This is a genomic window from Nocardia gipuzkoensis, from assembly GCF_021183645.1.
Classification (GTDB): domain Bacteria; phylum Actinomycetota; class Actinomycetes; order Mycobacteriales; family Mycobacteriaceae; genus Nocardia; species Nocardia abscessus.
The window spans coordinates 4,175,537-4,192,090 of record NZ_CP089225.1 but is presented as its reverse complement, the minus strand read 5'-3'; the positions used below and the strand labels follow the sequence as shown (position 1 = coordinate 4,192,090).

12 protein-coding genes are annotated in these 16,554 nt (G+C 66.5%); 3 read left to right on the top strand and 9 right to left on the bottom strand.

Features of this window, described 5'->3' with window-relative positions; translation table 11 throughout:
* Positions 1 to 62 precede the first annotated feature (62 nt).
* Together LTT66_RS18855 and LTT66_RS18850 are read right to left on the bottom strand one after the other, a co-directional pair.
* On the bottom strand, positions 63 to 2,012 hold the full coding sequence (locus tag LTT66_RS18855; RefSeq protein ID WP_233059964.1) for a vWA domain-containing protein: 1,950 nt from the start codon (positions 2,010 to 2,012) through the stop codon (positions 63 to 65).
* A 25-nt stretch (positions 2,013 to 2,037) separates the two neighbouring features.
* Entirely contained in the window at positions 2,038 to 3,432 is a 1,395-nt protein-coding gene (locus tag LTT66_RS18850) for an ATP-binding protein (RefSeq protein WP_195067658.1), read from the bottom strand.
* 85 nt (positions 3,433 to 3,517) lie between these two features.
* Here LTT66_RS18850 and LTT66_RS18845 point away from each other — a divergent pair, with 85 nt between their 5' ends.
* Complete coding sequence (locus tag LTT66_RS18845) at positions 3,518 to 3,694, top strand: ribbon-helix-helix domain-containing protein (protein ID WP_233059963.1); 177 nt, start codon at positions 3,518 to 3,520, stop codon at positions 3,692 to 3,694.
* Positions 3,691 to 4,029: a VOC family protein gene (locus tag LTT66_RS18840; RefSeq protein WP_181723179.1), complete on the top strand. Its 339-nt coding sequence runs from the start codon at positions 3,691 to 3,693 to the stop codon at positions 4,027 to 4,029. Before LTT66_RS18845 ends, LTT66_RS18840 begins: the two co-directional genes overlap by 4 nt.
* A 9-nt stretch (positions 4,030 to 4,038) precedes the next feature.
* On the opposite strand, the gene LTT66_RS18835 is transcribed toward LTT66_RS18840, so the two are convergent.
* From LTT66_RS18835 to LTT66_RS18825, 3 genes are all read right to left on the bottom strand, one after another.
* Positions 4,039 to 5,658, bottom strand: a complete 1,620-nt coding sequence (locus LTT66_RS18835) for a hypothetical protein (RefSeq protein ID WP_233059962.1) — start codon at positions 5,656 to 5,658, stop codon at positions 4,039 to 4,041.
* Between the two features lie 243 nt (positions 5,659 to 5,901).
* Positions 5,902 to 6,927: a transglycosylase SLT domain-containing protein gene (locus LTT66_RS18830; RefSeq protein WP_233059961.1), complete on the bottom strand. Its 1,026-nt coding sequence runs from the start codon at positions 6,925 to 6,927 to the stop codon at positions 5,902 to 5,904.
* A gap of 272 nt (positions 6,928 to 7,199) precedes the next feature.
* A complete protein-coding gene (locus LTT66_RS18825) occupies positions 7,200 to 8,729 on the bottom strand; it encodes an FAD-dependent monooxygenase (protein WP_233059960.1) in 1,530 nt (509 codons plus the stop codon).
* A 448-nt stretch (positions 8,730 to 9,177) separates the two neighbouring features.
* Between LTT66_RS18825 and LTT66_RS18820 the strand changes: the two genes are divergently transcribed.
* Entirely contained in the window at positions 9,178 to 10,323 is a 1,146-nt protein-coding gene (locus LTT66_RS18820; protein ID WP_332909626.1) for a transcription termination factor Rho, short form, read from the top strand.
* A gap of 135 nt (positions 10,324 to 10,458) precedes the next feature.
* Here the strand turns inward: LTT66_RS18820 and LTT66_RS18815 are convergent, their stop codons facing one another.
* The 4 genes from LTT66_RS18815 to LTT66_RS18800 all read right to left on the bottom strand — a co-directional run bounded on the left by LTT66_RS18815 (position 10,459) and on the right by LTT66_RS18800 (position 16,520).
* The gene (locus LTT66_RS18815) at positions 10,459 to 10,986 is read right to left on the bottom strand and encodes a DUF6508 domain-containing protein (RefSeq protein WP_233059959.1); all 528 of its coding nucleotides are present in this window, start codon (positions 10,984 to 10,986) and stop codon (positions 10,459 to 10,461) included.
* A 957-nt stretch (positions 10,987 to 11,943) separates the two neighbouring features.
* Entirely contained in the window at positions 11,944 to 13,893 is a 1,950-nt protein-coding gene (locus LTT66_RS18810; RefSeq protein WP_233059958.1) for a hypothetical protein, read from the bottom strand.
* Positions 13,894 to 14,251: 358 nt separating this feature from the next.
* Positions 14,252 to 15,346, bottom strand: a complete 1,095-nt coding sequence (ychF, locus tag LTT66_RS18805; protein ID WP_233059957.1) for a redox-regulated ATPase YchF — start codon at positions 15,344 to 15,346, stop codon at positions 14,252 to 14,254.
* A gap of 250 nt (positions 15,347 to 15,596) precedes the next feature.
* Positions 15,597 to 16,520 carry a quinone oxidoreductase family protein gene (locus LTT66_RS18800; RefSeq protein WP_233059956.1) on the bottom strand — a complete coding sequence of 308 codons (924 nt, stop codon included), beginning with the start codon at positions 16,518 to 16,520 and terminating at the stop codon, positions 15,597 to 15,599.
* Between the last annotated feature and the right edge of the window lie 34 nt (positions 16,521 to 16,554).

Genomic DNA, 16,554 nt, shown 5'->3' with positions numbered 1-16,554 from the left:
ATCCGCTCCGTGCGGTGGACGCACCGTCCGTCGCCGACGCCGCTACCCGGCGAGTGCGAACTTCAGCGCCTGCCGCGCAGGTAGTCGCTCACCACGGCGGCGCCGAGACCGTCCAGGTCCGGCGCCACTACGCGACCGCCGCTGCGACGGGCCACCAGGTCGACGAACGCGGCCAGGCGCGGGTCGTCGCCGAGCATGAACACCGTCACCGACGCGCCCAGCTTGGCCAAGGCGTCGACCTGCGCCATGGTCACGGCCAGCGTGCGCGGCTCCGGCGGCCAGTTGAAATACGCCTCGCCATCCGGCTCCAGATGCGCCGTCGGCTCACCATCGGTGACGACGAGCACCACCGGCACCGCGTCCGGATGCCTGCGCAGGTGCGCCGCCGCCAACAGCAGCGCGTGGTGCAGATTGGTGCCCTGCTCCCACACCCCTTCCAGCGCGGTCAGTTCGCCGATGTCGACGGTCGTGGCGTGCCTGCCGAAGGTGATCACGCTCAGCGCGTCGGAGCGGAACCGGGTGCCGATCAGGTGGTGCAGCGCGAGGGCGGTGCGCTTCATCGGCACCCATCTCCCGTCCTGCACCATCGACCAGGACGTGTCCACGCACAGCGCGACGGCGGCCCTGGACCGCTGCTCGGTCTCCATGATCTCGACATCGGACACCTCCAGCGTCACCTGGCGGCTGCCCGTCGACGCCGACCGCAACACGGCGTTGCGCACAGTGCGCGATACGTCCCACGGCTCGGTGTCGCCGAATCGCCATGCCCTTGACCCGCCTGTCGGCTCGCCCGCCGCACCGGCCCTGGCCGTGTCCCGTTCACCACGCCGGGATCGCAACTGCCCGACGACATCGCGCAGCGCCACCTCGCCGAGCCGCCGCAAAGCCTTGGGCGTCAATCGCAGTGAGCCGTCCTGCGTCCGCTCGAAGACGCCTTGCCTGCGCAATTCGCGCTCCAACTCGGCCAGCCGCGCCGCGTCCACGCCGGCCTCCGCGCCGAGATGGCGCGTCAACGCCTCCAGGTCGATATCCTCCAGCCGCGCACCGGCGTAGGTCTGCCCGAGTTGCTCGGCGAGTGCGTCGAGTTCGGCGAGATCCTGCAGAGCCTGCGCGCCGGCGCCGAGTCCCAGCGGGTCCTCGCCGCGGAAGGGCCGCCCGGAATCCCAGTCCTCGCTAGGGCGCAGCGCTCGCAGATGCGCATCCAGCGCGGCGACTTGCTGGGCCATCCCGGGGTCGCCGAACGCTTGGCCGATCAGCTCCGACAGCTCCGCGCGCTGCTGCTCGGACATCGAATTCATCATCCGCTGCGCCGCGGCGGCGCGGGCGGCGAGCGCGTCGATCAATTCCTCGGTGTCGCGCGGGTTCTCCGGGAAGAACTCGCCGTGCTCGGCCATGAACTCGGCGAACCGCTGCTCGGTGTCCTCACCGCGCGCGTGGGCGGCGAGCAGGTCGTTGAGGTCGGACATCATCCGACCGACCCGCTCGACGTCCTGCGGCGTGGTGTTCCGCAAGGCCTGTTTCATGCCTTGGAAGCGTGATTCGAGCAATTCGCGGCCGAGCAGATCGCGGATCTTCTGGTAGTTCTCGCGGCCGGTTTCCGACCGCCAGCGGTACTCGGCGAGTTCGGTGACGGCGGCGGCCGTGCTCGACGGCAGCGCGTCCAGCTGCGCCTCGGCGAACCTGGCGGCGTCGGAGGGGTCGGGGAACAGGGCGCCGCGCTCGGCTTCCAGTGCCTGTTCCAGCAGTTCGCGGACCTGCTGCAAGGTGCCGTCGAGCCGGTGGCGCCGGGAGATCTCCGCGCGGCGCTGCCACAGCTTGCGCGTCAGCTCCTCCAGCCCCGGCATGGTGCGGGTGCCACGGCGCAACAGCTCTTGCAGGGCGTTGCGCGGCGAGCTGCCCTCCATCACCTCGCGACCGATCCGGTCCAGGGCCTCCCGCAGGTCGAGCGGAGGCGCCAAGGGGTCGGGCCCGTCGTGGTAGGGGCCGTAGGAGTAGCGGTCGGGCGTCGTCACGACGCCTCGCCGGGAACCGCGGCGGTCATCGTCCGTACACCGCCGTGCCGTCGTCGGAGTCCTTCGCGATCTGGCGGGCCAGGTAGAGCGCCTCCAACGCGAATTCGACGGCCGAGGCGATCCGGGGCGGCGGATCGGCCGCGTCGACGCCGAGCCGTCCGGCGACCTCGTGCAGGATCGGCAGCTCGGGCAGTGCCGAGAGCACGTCCTCGCCGGGCACGCGTTCACCGGTGGTGACCAGGTGCCCGTCGCCGACCGCCTCGGCCAGCGGCCGCAGGTTCAGACCGCCGAGCAAGGCCCGCGCCGTCTCGGAGAACGAGCGGCGCAGCAGGTGGGTGAGGTGCTCCTGTTCCCGGCCCTCTTCGCCGGACTCGAACTCCAGCTTGCCGCGCAGCACCGCGGGCACGGATTCCAGGTCGACCGGACGCGCGACCGCAGGACGCTCGCCGGTGACGGCCGATCTGCGCAACGCCGCCGCGGCCACCGTTTCGGCGGCGGCGACGGCGAACCGCGCGGAGACGCCGGACCGCTGATCGATCGCGGACGACTCGCGCAACTGCCGCACGAAACGAGCGAGCACCTCGATCAGCGGATCGCCCACCTCGGCCACCAGCTCGGCTTCCTGACGGACCAGAGCCACTTCGGCCTCGACGCTGAGCGGGTAGTGCGTGCGGATCTCCGCGCCGAACCGGTCCTTCAGCGGCGTGATGATCCGGCCGCGGTTGGTGTAGTCCTCCGGGTTGGCGGTGGCGACCAGCAGAACGTCCAAGGGCAGGCGCAGCGTGTAGCCGCGGACCTGGATGTCGCGTTCCTCCATGACGTTCAGCAGCGCGACCTGGATGCGTTCGGCGAGGTCGGGCAGCTCGTTGATCGCCACGATGCCACGATGCGCGCGGGGCACCAGCCCGAAATGGATGGTCTCCGGGTCGCCGAGACTGCGCCCTTCGGCCACCTTGACCGGGTCGACGTCACCGATCAGGTCGCCGACCGAGGTGTCCGGCGTGGCGAGCTTCTCCGCGTACCGCTGCGAGCGATGCCGCCACGCGACGGGCAGATCGTCGCCCAGTTCGTCCGCCAGCCGCCGCCCCGCCGGGCTGATCGGATCGAGCGGGTGTTCGCCCAACTCGGCGCCCGCGATCACGGGTGTCCACTCGTCCAGCAAGCCGACCAGGGAACGCAGCAGCCGGGTCTTTCCCTGGCCGCGCTCGCCGAGCAGTACGACGTCGTGCCCGGCGAGCAGCGCGCGCTCCAGTTGCGGCACGACCGTTCGTTCGAACCCGACGATGCCGGGCCACGGGTCGGCGCCGGAAGCCAGCAGGGCGAGCAGGTTCTCGCGGATCTCGGTCTTCACGCCACGCGGCAGGTAGCCGGCCGAACGCAGCTCGCCCGCGGTGGCGGGCAGGTGTGCGGGAACTTTCACGAATTCGACGCTACGTCCATTCCGCCATCGGGTCGACCGGGAACGGTCTTGCTCAGCTAGCTTGCTAGCATGCTAGCATCGGCTCGTGGGCGACGAGGAAGTGAAGCAGTTCAACGTGTATCTGCCGATCGGACTGATCAAGCAGGTGAAATTCCGCGCCATCGAGTCGGGCACGTCCTTGTCCGCGCTGGTGGCGGACGCGTTGCGCGCCTACCTCGCGGACCCCCGAGACAACGATCCGACCGAAGGAGATTCGCTGTGACGACGAAGGGCATCGAGGGCGTGCACGTGGAGACGCACAACTGGGGAAAGACGGCGCGGTTCTTCCAAGCCCTCGGCTACGAGCCGGAATTCACTACCGACCACAACTCCGGCCTGTTCCGCAACGGCGACGGGCCCTACGTCTTCATCGCGGAGATCCCGAACAACCGGACGCCCCGGACACAGCTGGTCCTGACCGTCACCGACGCCGACGCGTTCCAGCCGAACAGCGACCTCGACGTCGTCACGCCCTTCGAGGCAACCCATTACGGCACCAAGGAAATGACGGTGCGCGACCCGGACGGGCGTACGTGGAGTCTGCAGGCTCAGGGCTGAGATCGCGGCCTATCGAATGGTGAGCTGAGGTTCTCCGGTCGCGCGCGGCGCTGCCGCAACGGTCGTGTCATCGGGTTCGGACGCGATCGGTGACATGTCCGCGGCCACGACCGGTATGACCTTTTCCATCCGCGCCGGGCGATCGTGGTCGTCCGAGCTGGGCACGTAGTGCTGGGCCACGCCCGCACCGATCGGCTCCAGCGTACGGGCCTCCGGCTGGGAGTGCGTCTCGGCAGTCTCCGAGCGCACGGCGTGCTCCTCGGCGGGCGCGCGCACGGTAACCGCCTCCGCCACGTCAGGGTGCGCCTCGGCGACCTCTCCGCGCGCACCCTGCGCGTCTGCCGTCTCCGCGAATCCAGCGGGGCTCGGTTCGGGCACGGCAGCGGCGGGGCGCTCCCCCGGCTGCTCGGGCGACTCCGGCTGCCTGCTGAACCGGATCCGGTCGAGCGTCTGGCGCACCGCCGCCGCCAACCGTGCGTCCAGAACAGCCTCGTCCGCAGTGGCCTCGGCAGGCGCTTGGGCGCCGTTCTCGGCAACGGGCCGTTCGATCGCCGGAAACGGCGTCGTGGCCAGCCACAGTTCCGTGAGTTCGGGCGCCGGATCGGCGGCAGGCGCGACGGTTTCGGGAGCGGGCTGCACCGCTGTGCCCCCTTCCTGCGACCGCGCTTCGGCGGGCTGCGCGGAGACGGCGGCGCTCTCAGCGTTCGAGGCAGGCTGCTGCGTGGCAGGTTCGTGGTGAGCGACCGCCGGCGGCTCCATGAGAATGCTCGGCAGTATCTGGTTTCCGGCTCCGCCGACCTGAGTGAGCGCCGCCAGCCGCTCCTGGAGATCTTCGTGGTCCGGTACGGCGGCGGTCGCCTGTTCGATCGCGCGCCCGTATCGCTCCGCGACGAGCCGGTGGGTGACGAGCGCGACGCCGATCATGATCGGCGCGATCGCGTGGATCCCGATCCCGGCCAGGTCGCCTACCCGGAAGTACGGGAACGTGTTCAGCGCGATACTCGCCGTCAGCAGGACGCCCTCGACGGTGTAGACCTGCCACAGCCGATCGATCACACCCCACTCGGCGGTATCCCCGGTGGACAGCATCAGCGCGACGAGCACCGCACTGATCAGGGCTTCCAGGCCGTAGGACAGCCAGAACATCGGATTGGCCGCGCCGCCGGTCGGCGCGATGTTCTGCTGCACCGTGACCGCGGAGAACAGCATCGAGAACGCGACCACACCGGCGAGCAGCCCCAGCACCCGCGGCTTGCGCTGGTGCAGGCGAGCGACTTTCGCGTGCGGGCTACTGCTGTGGCGCTGCTCACCGATCGCCTGCGCCGCCCGAAGCAGGTCGGCGGCCTCGCGTTCGGCCAGCTCGGCGGCCGTGCGCCGCACCCGCTCCGCGGCGTCGGCGGCCGCCTGGATGCGCGCCCGTTTCTCATGGCGCTCGTAGTCGCGCACGAGCTCGGCCAACTCGCGGGAGGCGGCGAGCTCACGCTCCGACAATGCTTCGAGCAGCGCCGGATCGTCCTGGTGGGCCAACCGCTCATGCGCGATCTGCACCCGATCCGGCAGTGCGCCGGCCACCAGCTCATCCACCGGCGGCGCCCCAGTGGGCGCCTGGGTCGTGAAACGACGGAACATCAGCAAAGAACCTTTCCGACGATCGAGTGTTCCAGACGCAGCGCGCCATAGCTGCCTCGGCCGTCGACCACTTCCGCCGAACCGGACGACCGACCCGGCCCAGACCGAAAAGATAACCCGTCATCGAAATCCGTTCGACCCGACGAGCAAACGAGCCCGGCCGGAGTCCGCCGCCGGGTGACGGGACGAACCGCCCAGCACAGAGCTCGGGCCACGATGCGGATCTTCCCACGCGATCGTCGCTCAGTAGCCTTTCGGCGAACGGTTCGGATCGGCCTGCTGGACCTTCGCCTGCAGGTCGTGGCCGTCTCGGGAGACGTCGTATCGTTCCATGACATAGTTCATACTGGCGGCGACATTGGCCACCGGATCGTGAATGTTGTTGGACGTTCCGGCCACGTGATAGGCCGAGAAGGTGCCAGGGATGGTCTGGGTAAGCCCCCTGGATGCCTTCCCTGCGGCGGCGTTGCTGTCCCAGTTGTTGACGGCGTTGGGGTTTCCGTTCGATTCCCGTTCGATCAGCACCTGATAGCCGCGCTTCCAGTGTTCGCGGGCTACCGGATCGGTGATACCGAGTGCGTCGAGCGCGCCCTCGATGGCGGCGTCGACCGAGACGTTGCCCTGGTAGCGGGCGTAGTCGGCGGTCGTCGCGGCGGGCACGAAGCTCGGGCCGGGCGAGTAGCTGCGCTGCATGTAGTTGCTCGGCACGTAGTTGCTGCCCGCGGACGCCGGAGTGTATGCCGGGGTGGAGCCAGTGATGTCGTTCGCGTGGGTCTGGACTTTGTCGTTGGCTTTCTCGATCTCGTCGTTCACCTTGTCGACCGTGTTCAGCACGGTGTTGGCCAGCCGCATTTCGATGTCGCGGTCGATGAATTCCTTGCCGGGGCTCGGTTTCGGCTCGCTCAGGGCGAACTGCAGATCCTTGACGTGCTGTTTGATCGCCGCGAAAGCGCCGGTCGAGATGTCGTAGGCGCCGTAGGCGGACAGGTCGACGTTGCTGTCCTGCTTGTGGATTTCATCCTTGATATCGCGAAACTCTTGCGCGCGGTCGGAGTAACCATCGGCCATGACGGACTTGTTCTCGTCACCGGTGACGAGCTTCTCATCACGCAGTAGCTTCAACAGATCCGGCGCCTGCGAAGGCGAGCCCGTCGCCAGCAGATCCGCGGAGGTCTGAATCGCCTCCTGCGCCGCCTCGAGGAGCCCGACGAACCCGGGGCGCACGCCGGCGGGCGGCTCCAGTTTCACCACCCAGCGTTCGGGGCTCATCGCGGCACCCGAAACCTGGTCGGCTGCCGACCTGCGAACACCGCCATCATCACCTCACGCCTGACAACCCTCATCAGGCCCTATGCGGCCTGCCACTGCGACACCACCGAGTATCGCTCAGCGGGGAATCGCCCATTCCCGACACTGGGAGTAACTTTCAAGGCTCGGCGAAACTGCGGCTATCGCCCCGATGAGGCGATAGCCGCAATCACCGCATTCGCGTGGCGGGAGCCGGTCGGCCGCTCAGGATCGCCGAACGGTGATCGGCACCGTCATTTCGAGGGTGCGCCGAACCAGGACGACAGCGCTTCCCGCAGCGCGAGCCCGGCGGTGTCCGCGGATTCGTCGATGGGTGCGGCCCAGGCGATGTGGGCGTCCGGGCGGATCAGCAGTGCGTCGGCTGGTCGGCTGTCGGTCTTGGCGGTGCGGATGTCGATCCGATGCTGCCAGCCTCGGGCGATCTCGCGCAGGTCCGCACGGTCAGCGAGGTCGAGCAGGACAGGCCGTGCGGTCCGCATGAGTTCCGCGACGCTGGTGATGCCCTGATCGGTGTGCAGGGTGAGGTCGGGCGCGAAGGTACCGGCCAAAACGTGGTGGTCGGAGCCCGGCATCGGATAGCGAATGTCGGTGTGGCCTACCAGGGCGCCCATCCGGCGCAATGCCGGCTCGTCGAGGAGCAGTTCCTGGAAGACCTGCCGAAGCGCTTCGGCAGCCGGGTCTTGCCCGCGCCGCAGTGCCACCTGAGCTCGGGTCTGCAGTCGTGCCCGTGCCCCGGCGAAGTGGCGCTCGTCGTGATAGGTGTCCAGCAGGCCGGTCGGCGCCCAGCCGTGGATGTCGGCACCCAGCTTCCAGGCAAGGTTGACCGTGTCGAGCATGCCGACGTTGAGCGCAGTGCCGGTGGCGGGGAACAGGTGGGCCGCATCACCGGCCACCAGGATTCGCCCCTCGCGGTAACGTTCGGCCTGCCGGTCCTTGAAGGTGTAGCGCGTCAGCCGAGTCGGTTCGCCCAACGGAAGCTCCGCGCCGAGCACGCGGCGAGCACTGTCCGCGAGCTCGGCCGAGGTCAGCGGCTCGTCGTCGTCGTATTCGTCGGGCTCGTCCTCGGTGGTTTGCAGGAACATGACCCCGGAGTTGACCGCGAACGCGAACACACCGCGATCCGTTCGCGTGAAACCCGTCTGGATCCTGCCCACTCCGGGGACGTCGATGTCGCCGTTGTCGAGCACAGTCACCGAATCGTGCACGGCGACCTGGCCGAGTCTGTTGACCTCTGGATACGTAGTGCCGGAGAACGCGATTCCGGCCATGTCGCGAACCTGGCTGCGCCCGCCGTCGCAACCCACCAGATATCGGGCGGTCACCTGGTACGGCCCGTCCGGCCCACGCACGTCTACGGTCACCGTGGCGTCGTCCTGGCTCACCCCGACCACGTCGTGTCCGCGACGGATGTCGGCGCCGAGTTCACGGGCACGTTCATCGAGCAGTCGCTCGATTTCCAGCTGTGGGATCGGCAACGCCCGCATCGGCGGATCTGCCAGGTGTGTGAAGTCCAAATAGATATTGCCGAACGGAAATCGGGGAGCCAGGTTGGGGTCGCTGCTGGCCGCCTCGAATCGGTCCAGCAGGCCTCGGTAGCACAGCAAATCCAGGATCCGCCCGCCGAGACCGCTGGCCTTCGGGGTGTCGCGGGGCTGCGGATGCCGCTCCAGCACCAGCGGACGCACACCGGCCAGGCGCAGTTCACCGGCCAGCATCAGACCCGTCGGGCCCGCGCCCACGATGATCACATCGGTATCCGTCACTCGGTACTCCCATTTCCACTGGTTATTGCGACGGTCAGCGATTCTGCGGCATACCCCGGGCCTTGCCGCAAGCCCCCCGGTGCGCTATAGATTGAAAACGGAAAGAGGAGCATCCGCTCCATCAGCCTGCCGAGTAACCGCGATGCCCAGAGGTTGATCCGCCGGGGCGTCAGCCGGTCGGCGACGTGGAACAAACGGGCGCTATTGCGTGTTGTTCCCAGTGCCGCTACTGTAGGTGCGGTCTCCATCTTGTGGATGCAGGTGACAACTCCCTCCCACAAGAGTCCCATTCGCCACGGCGGTCTCGCATGCCGCGCACCCGGCCCAGTGTCCGGGCTGGACGGATTCCAGCCACACGTCACGTCGGCACGTGCAGCGAGCGCCATTCCCAGCAGGCGGCATTCACGGCGGCCCGCCGCACCCATAACAAGCCTCAGGAGAAGAAACCATGCAGGACAACACTATTCGTACGACAACTGGAGAGAGCCGGACGACGTCGGTCACCGGCATCCTCGACATCACCCCCAACCACGCCTCGCTGCACGTCGACGGCTATCTGCCCGGACCCAGCGACGCCCACGTGCCGCCGCGTTTGATCCGCGAGCACGGACTTCGCCGTGGCGATATCGTCACCGGCACAGTCGGACCCGCACGCGATGGCGCCACACTCGCGCCGCTGATCCGAGTCGACAGCATCAACGGCCTGCCGCCCGGCAATGCCAAGTCGCGACCGCACTTTTCCGACTTGGTCCCCATCTATCCCCAGGACCGCTTGCGGCTGGAGACCGAGCCGCATGAGCTGACCACGCGCGTCACCGATCTGGTCATGCCGATCGGTAAGGGCCAGCGCGCTTTGGTGGTCGCACCGCCCAAGGCGGGTAAAACGTCCGTGCTGCAGTCCATCGCACACGGCATCGCCAAGAATCATCCCGAATGCCAGCTGATGCTGGTACTGGTGGGGGAACGTCCGGAAGAGGTGACCGACCTGTCCCGCACGGTGCCGGCCGAGGTCGCCGCCGCGACCTTCGACCAGCCGGCCCACGAACACATCGCGCTCGCCGAATTGGCCATCGAACACGCCAAACGCCTCGTCGAAACGGGCCGCGACGTGGTCGTACTGCTGGACTCGCTGACCCGGCTCGCCCGCGCCTACAACCTGGCGGCCGCCGGTTCCGGCCGCATCCTCTCCGGCGGCGTCGACGCCGGGGCGCTCGCGCCACCGAAGAAATTTCTCGGCGCCGCGCGCAATATCGAGAACGGCGGCTCACTGACCATCATCGCCAGCGCCCTGGTCGAAACCGGCTCGCTCGCCGACACCGTGATCTTCGAGGAATACAAGGGAACCGGTAACGCCGAATTGAAACTCGATCGGCACCTCGCCGACCGCCGCCTGTTCCCCGCGATCGACATCGACCGCTCGAGCACACGCAAAGAGGAACTGCTCCTCTCCCCCGATGAACTCACCGCCACTCAGTCCCTGCGAAAGACCCTCGCGGGCCGCGACCCACGGCAAGCGATCGAACTACTGCTGACCGGCCTCCGACAAACCGAAACCAACCACGAATTCCTGACCCAGATCCGGGCCGCAGGCTGAGAAGATCATCTCGGTCGAGCGGGTTGTAGCGATCCCGCAAGGGGTGCTAAGGCAAGACCTCGCCAGGCTGCCCTTCGGCACGTGCGCGTGTGAAGTCGTTGCGGGGCCGCACCGCAACTCCTTCGGAATCTTGGGTCAAGGGTTCGCTTGCTGCTCGTACCAGGTCCGCAGCCGTTGCAGAGCGGACGCCAGGGTACCGTCCCCCAGCGCGGCCAGAATTGTGCCATCGCTGAAGCGCTCGGCACCTACCACGACGGTGACCACGCGCGCGGCGTCGGCGACCGGGGCGGTATCCAAGCCCAGACCGCCCGGGTAAGCACGCGTGAAGTCCCATTTCATATACGGGAAGCTGACCATACAACCGACGCCGTGCAGGGCCTTGGTCATTCGAAGGACCGCATCGCTGTAGACGACATAGGGCATGCATAGGGAGCCGTCATGGTTCTCGAACTTCCGAACCCCGTGGGACTGCGGGTCCTCGGCGAGGACTTCATCGACGGCGGACCACAGTCGCTGCCATGCTTCCGGCCGTGCGGCACGCAGGGCGGATTCGATGGCGGGATTCTCGCTCGGGTCGGGGTGATAGGGATTGGCCCGCAGTTCGGCCTCGGCCTGCCGCGCCATACGGCTGAACTCGTCGAACTGAGCGTTGATCCGGGCCATCTCCGCGGTGTAGCCGGGCGGAACGCACCCTGGGCTCTTGCCGAACAACCTTTTCCACTATCCGGGCACGGTTCTCTTCTTTCGGTTCGCCTGAAAGACACTTTGCCCCAGAGATTCAACACTTCCTGGCCCGTTGAGGTAGTCGGCGGCGGTCGAAGTCCGGCCGGGCGGATCCGTCCGGCCTAGCGGGCAGTCGGCCGACAGCCGACCGACGCGCCAACAGCCGCCAACGCGCCTACCTTGAGCCATCAACAGTCCAGCCGCAACGAGCCGAACACCCCCGCGATGCCGGATATCGCGGGGCCTGAATGTGCGGGTACTCTGCGCACTTCTGTCATCCGTTGGCGCCGAGCTGGTACGTGAACCATTGACGCGAACCGCCGCGATGAACGCGAACAAGCGGACCGCTGATGCCGTCAGACGTTGAAGCGGAACTCGACCACTGCGCCGTCGAATATCCGCACGTCAAACAACCTGCTCACCCCTGACTCGCGTTCCGGAACCGAATCACCTCAGCACGCGACAGGAGGAGACAGAGTCGCCGAAGATGTCCTGCGACCGCTTGGCTCCGACCGGACGGTCAGGCGCCCGAGGTGCGTTCCTGATCAAAGACTACTGCCTGTAGTTCCTCTGGAGTGAGCCATAGCGCCTGGCTGAGATCCGTCTGTGCTCCGAATATCCGCGCATGCCGAATACCGCGCTGATCGAACCGGCCACCGCGGATGGTCGATACACAATGGAGCCCCCAGGAGACCGGACGGACTCAATGAGCCTGCGCGCTGCCGGTTTGCCCGCAGGTCACTTGCTTTTCGACGGTGAGGCTACTCCGCTACGGCCTCGACCCACTTGACATCGATCATTGGTTCTGACCCCGAACTACGGCGGTGAAGCTCCCCCTTATGGGTGCATGCCACCACCGAACAGGGCCAGTTCGAGTTGTCCGACTATGATTTCAGGCTACGGCGAAAACAGGTTCCTCAAATCGCCGCCCTGCCTGAGGTTATCGATCCTCAGGCGGTATTGGTCTCGCTGACGTGTCGCGTAAGTGCTCACTTCTTCGCCGGTGACAATCGCCCGGATTACAGTGTTCAGCGCGTTCCGCCCCATCATCAGGGCGAAATCCGCGATGCTTTCGCATGCCGCGGTAGATAGGGTTCCCCCATGTATCGCTGCGTTGCGGGATCGTGTCAACCGATTCACCCGAGCATCGAGTAGGCGAAACTCGGCGTCGAAGGAACTTCCGAGCGCTGTCGTCGATCGGAGAATATCGTCGGTTTCGCTTAGCTGGCGAATCAGCCAGTGCTTCGCGTAGATATTCCTCAACGTGCCAACATGTGGCAGGGATTTCCGTAGATCAATGCGCGAGCTCCAGCCTGAGTCTTCAATGTCTCGCTTAATCGCCCGCAGAGCGGGATCTTCCACCGCACCAGGAGTATGGTCCGGCCTGTACTTGATCACAGCGGCAAAAACGTCGCGTCCGACACGTCTCCCCAACGCTGTGACGGCGTACTCATCGAACAGGTACTCCTCGGCAAACGCGTACCAACGGTACCCCCCAAGAGGAGCAACCCATGTGTTGCAATGTTCGATGGCCCTGACTGCGGCCATCACAATCGCCTGCGGGTCTTCCCGAGGCACACTCTTGAGCGCAGCAAGTAGTGCGAGGACTGGCTGTAGTTGCTGTGCACCTTCGTGGGTTATCAGAAAGCTGTCGGCAGTCATCTCGCGAAGATTGTGGGAGAAGAAGTCGTTTTCGAAGAACACGGGATCGGGCATCGGACGCTTCGGCCCCCAATCGACCGGCCGCGGACTGTAAGAATGGTCGCCGAAAAGCAACGTGCCATCGAGGACCTCCCACATCTGCTCAGGAACTCCAGCCACCGCAAGCACCGTGTCCAAGTACAGCCGAGCCATTTCTACGGCGCGGTGGCGTTCGACCCTATCAACGGTCACCCTGGCGTAGACGAGCTGGGGAGCGTATTCGAATCCTGCGAACTCATCCGTTTCGCCTGACAGGTGGAATTCGCGGATCTCGTCAGTCAGCAACTCCTCCGGCACGACGGAGAACGTCTCCCTCGCCCGCTCGTGGTCGCAGAGTGCGCTGGCAAGCTGCTGTGCGTCGTAGAACGTGACCGAGCCATGGGTAAGGCATTCGTAGCTCTTAACAAACGCCGGGTGAAGACGAAACCACACCACATAATCCCCAGTCGAGGGAGTTTGCACAATGCAGCGTTCGGCCAGGGTGACAAGTTCGCTATCGGTCAACGTTGTAGATTTATCGATATCGGCCCATGTGGTTGGGTCGACCGTGTCACCCAGCTGATGTTGCGCATCTCTGACGCTGCTGGCGTATCCAAACAGAACCTTTACTGCGGTTGACATCGGGCTCCAAAACCAACGCCCTTGCCGGCGCAACTCACTCAACCCGACCAGCGTGTCTCGAAGGTAGGCGACTCGCTCTTGTGGGTACTTGGCGTAGTCGATGTCGCGACAGGCTTCCACCAGGTCATTCCACGCTGCGGCGAGCGCGTCATCCGGTTTTAGGGCCGCGGCCAGCTTACCGACCTGTCCGGCGACCACGGGCCGTATGCTGTCGTCGAGGCGCACTTTTCCATTCTTGGTTACCAGAAGTTGCTTCGTGATTGTTTGATGAACAGCCGTCGCTTTGGAGGCGACAAGTGAATCCAGCTTTGGCCCGATCCAATCGACGGCTTCGCTGAGGTCGGAGGCCATCGACTGCCAGTCGCGTATCTGCTGTCCAGTGTGCTCGCGCGCATCTGCGCAGGCATTGGTGATTTCGTCGACGATCGCGGTTAATGGCATACGACCTGCCGTGCAGGTGATGGAATCCTTCCGTCCGGTGTACTCGTTGAGTTCCTCAAGCCACCGATCACGCTGTTCGAACATCCAACCTCCATTGTGCTGGTTAATGCTTAGCGGAGCATGACCGGGCGGCAGGGTCAGTTGAACCGAGGCGAAGCTTCGTGTAGGCCGGACGAGCACCGCGAGTAGTCGATCAAGGGACAGCTATTGTGCTTGGGAGGGCGGATCATCACGTGGCAGTTCGCGCAAAGCACTGCAAGGTCGTCGAGGGCGGTCTCGACCCCTGTCCCTCTCTGCTGCAGATTGCTGCCCCCGAACGAGTGCACTCATGTGCCGCTGACCGGCGTGTCTCAGCAAACAGACCGAGCACTCGAACGCATGGCTCCGGCGATCAGGAGGGGCTCCAGCTACGGCTTGACCAGCAGGTTCGTCACTTTGAGGCCTACTTCTTCGCAGACGCTAATCCGCTGCGGAACTCGACAACGTCGCCGTCGGCCATGACGTAGTCCTTGCCTTCCATGCGCACCTTGCCCGCGGCTTTAGCTGCGGCCATGGAACCTGCTTCGACCAGGTCGTCGAAGGCGACGACTTCGGCCTTGATGAAGCCGCGTTCGAAGTCGGTGTGGATGACGCCTGCGGCCTTGGGGGCGGTGTCGCCCTGGTGGATGGTCCAGGCGCGGGCTTCTTTCGGGCCTGCGGTGAGGTAGGTCTGCAGGCCCAGGGTGCGGAAGCCGGCGCGGGCGAGGGCGTGCAGGCCGGGTTCGGTTTGGCCGATGGATTCGAGGAGTTCGATGGCGGATTCCTCGTCGAGTTCGAGGAGTTCGGCTTCCACCTTGGCGTCGAGGAAGACCGAATCGGCCGGGGCGACGGACGCTTTCAGCTCGGCGACCTTCGCTTCGTCGGTGAGCACCGACTCGTCGGCGTTGAAGACGTAGAGGAAGGGCTTGGTGGTGAGCAGCGAAAGTTCCTTCAGCAGCTCGGTGTCGACCTTGTCGGCCGCGGCGAACAGGGTGGTGCCGCTGTCGAGGATCTCCTGCGCGGCCTTGGCGGCGTCGGCGACCGGCTTGCGGTCTTTCTTGACCTTGGCTTCCTTCTCCAACCGCACGACCGCCTTCTCCAGGGTCTGCAGGTCGGCGAGGATGAGTTCGGTCTCGATCACCTCGATGTCGGCGCTGGGGTCGACGCGACCGTCGACGTGCACCACGTCGTCATCGGCGAACACCCGCACCACCTGGCAGATGGCGTCGGCCTCGCGGATGTTGGCGAGGAACTTGTTGCCCAGACCCGCGCCCTCGGAAGCACCCTTCACGATGCCCGCGATGTCGACGAACGACACGGTGGCGGGCACGATCCGCTCGGAGGAGAAGATCTCGGCCAGCTTGTTGAGCCGCGGGTCGGGCAGCGGAACCACGCCGACGTTGGGCTCGATGGTCGCGAACGGGTAGTTCGCGGCGAGCACGTCGTTCTTGGTCAACGCGTTGAACAGCGTCGACTTTCCGACGTTGGGCAGGCCGACGATTCCGAGGGTGAGACTCACGAGGAACAGAGTCTACGCGGCGCACCGACTCCCCTCCCCCGCGCCCGCCCCGTCCACACCAGCGCGGACGTCTCGCCGAACCAGGACACGCGCTCGCGACCCGAACGCCGACATCACCCGGTTCACAATCACGCCGCATCGGTACTGAGAATTGAACCGTGGCGCACCCCTCCACACCTCCGAGGGGTGGCACACGGTGGAGGGGTCTTCTCGCACTTTGCCGCGACCATGTGCCACTCGCGGTACTCCCTCAGGGAATGAGGACTACCTTGCCGAGATTGGCGCGGGCTTCGATGACGGCGTGCGCGGCGGCGGCTTCCTCGAGCGGGAATTCGGCGTGGACGGCGGGGCGGAGCTGGCCGGAGGCGAAGTATTGCCACAGCTCTTGGCGCCAGTGCTCGTAGAGGTCGGGCTGTCCTTGCGCGATGCGGGCCAGCTGGAAGCCGATCACCGATTTCGCGCCGACGAGCAGGTCGTATGCCTGGATGGTGCCGCCGCCGGAGCTGTAGGCGACCAGCCTGCCGCCGGGGGCGAGGGCCGCGAGCGCGGGAGAGAGCAGGTCGCCGCCCACCGCGTCGAGCACGTAGTCGGCGGGAGCGCCCCACGACTGCCTGCCGTACTCGACCACCTCGTCGGCTCCGAGCTTTTGTACGAACTCGGCCTTGGCGAGATCCGACACCGCGCCGACCACCCGTGCGGCGCCGCGCACCCGCGCCAGCTGGAGCGCGAGGTGGCCCACGCCGCTCGCGGCGGCGGTGATCAGGGCGGACTCGCCCTCCGCGGGAGACGCGGCGTCGAGCGCACCGAGCGCCACCAAGCCGCTGCGCACCAGCGCGACGGCGTCGACGGCCGACGCTCCGTCGGGGATCGGCGAGGCCATGGCCGCCGAGAGCAGGGCGTAGTCGGCGTAGCCGTGGTCGAACACCAGGCCGGTCACGCGGTAGCCCGGCGCGTACCGGTCCACGCCCTCACCTACCGCGACCACCTCGCCGGCGACCTCCCCGCCCAAAGCGATCGGTTCGCGCTGCTCACGCACCTTCCGCACGACCGGCAGGGTCACCCCGACCGCCTCGACGCGGACCAGGAGCTCACCCGGCCCGGGCGCCGGGACCTCGACCGAGACGAGCTCGAGCACCTCGGGACCACCGCTGCGCTCGTACTGCACCCGCCGCATCACACCTCCAGAAATCGTTAGGAGGCGCAACGGT

Coding starts and splice junctions, on each gene's coding strand:
- LTT66_RS18835 (WP_233059962.1), bottom strand. CDS start 5,658: ATGTTCCGTCGTTTCACGACCCAGGCGCCCACTGGGGCGCCGCCGGTG.
- LTT66_RS18830 (WP_233059961.1), bottom strand. CDS start 6,927: ATGAGCCCCGAACGCTGGGTGGTGAAACTGGAGCCGCCCGCCGGCGTG.
- LTT66_RS18820 (WP_332909626.1), top strand. CDS start 9,178: ATGCAGGACAACACTATTCGTACGACAACTGGAGAGAGCCGGACGACG.
- LTT66_RS18815 (WP_233059959.1), bottom strand. CDS start 10,986: ATGGCCCGGATCAACGCTCAGTTCGACGAGTTCAGCCGTATGGCGCGG.
- LTT66_RS18810 (WP_233059958.1), bottom strand. CDS start 13,893: ATGTTCGAACAGCGTGATCGGTGGCTTGAGGAACTCAACGAGTACACC.
- LTT66_RS18800 (WP_233059956.1), bottom strand. CDS start 16,520: ATGCGGCGGGTGCAGTACGAGCGCAGCGGTGGTCCCGAGGTGCTCGAG.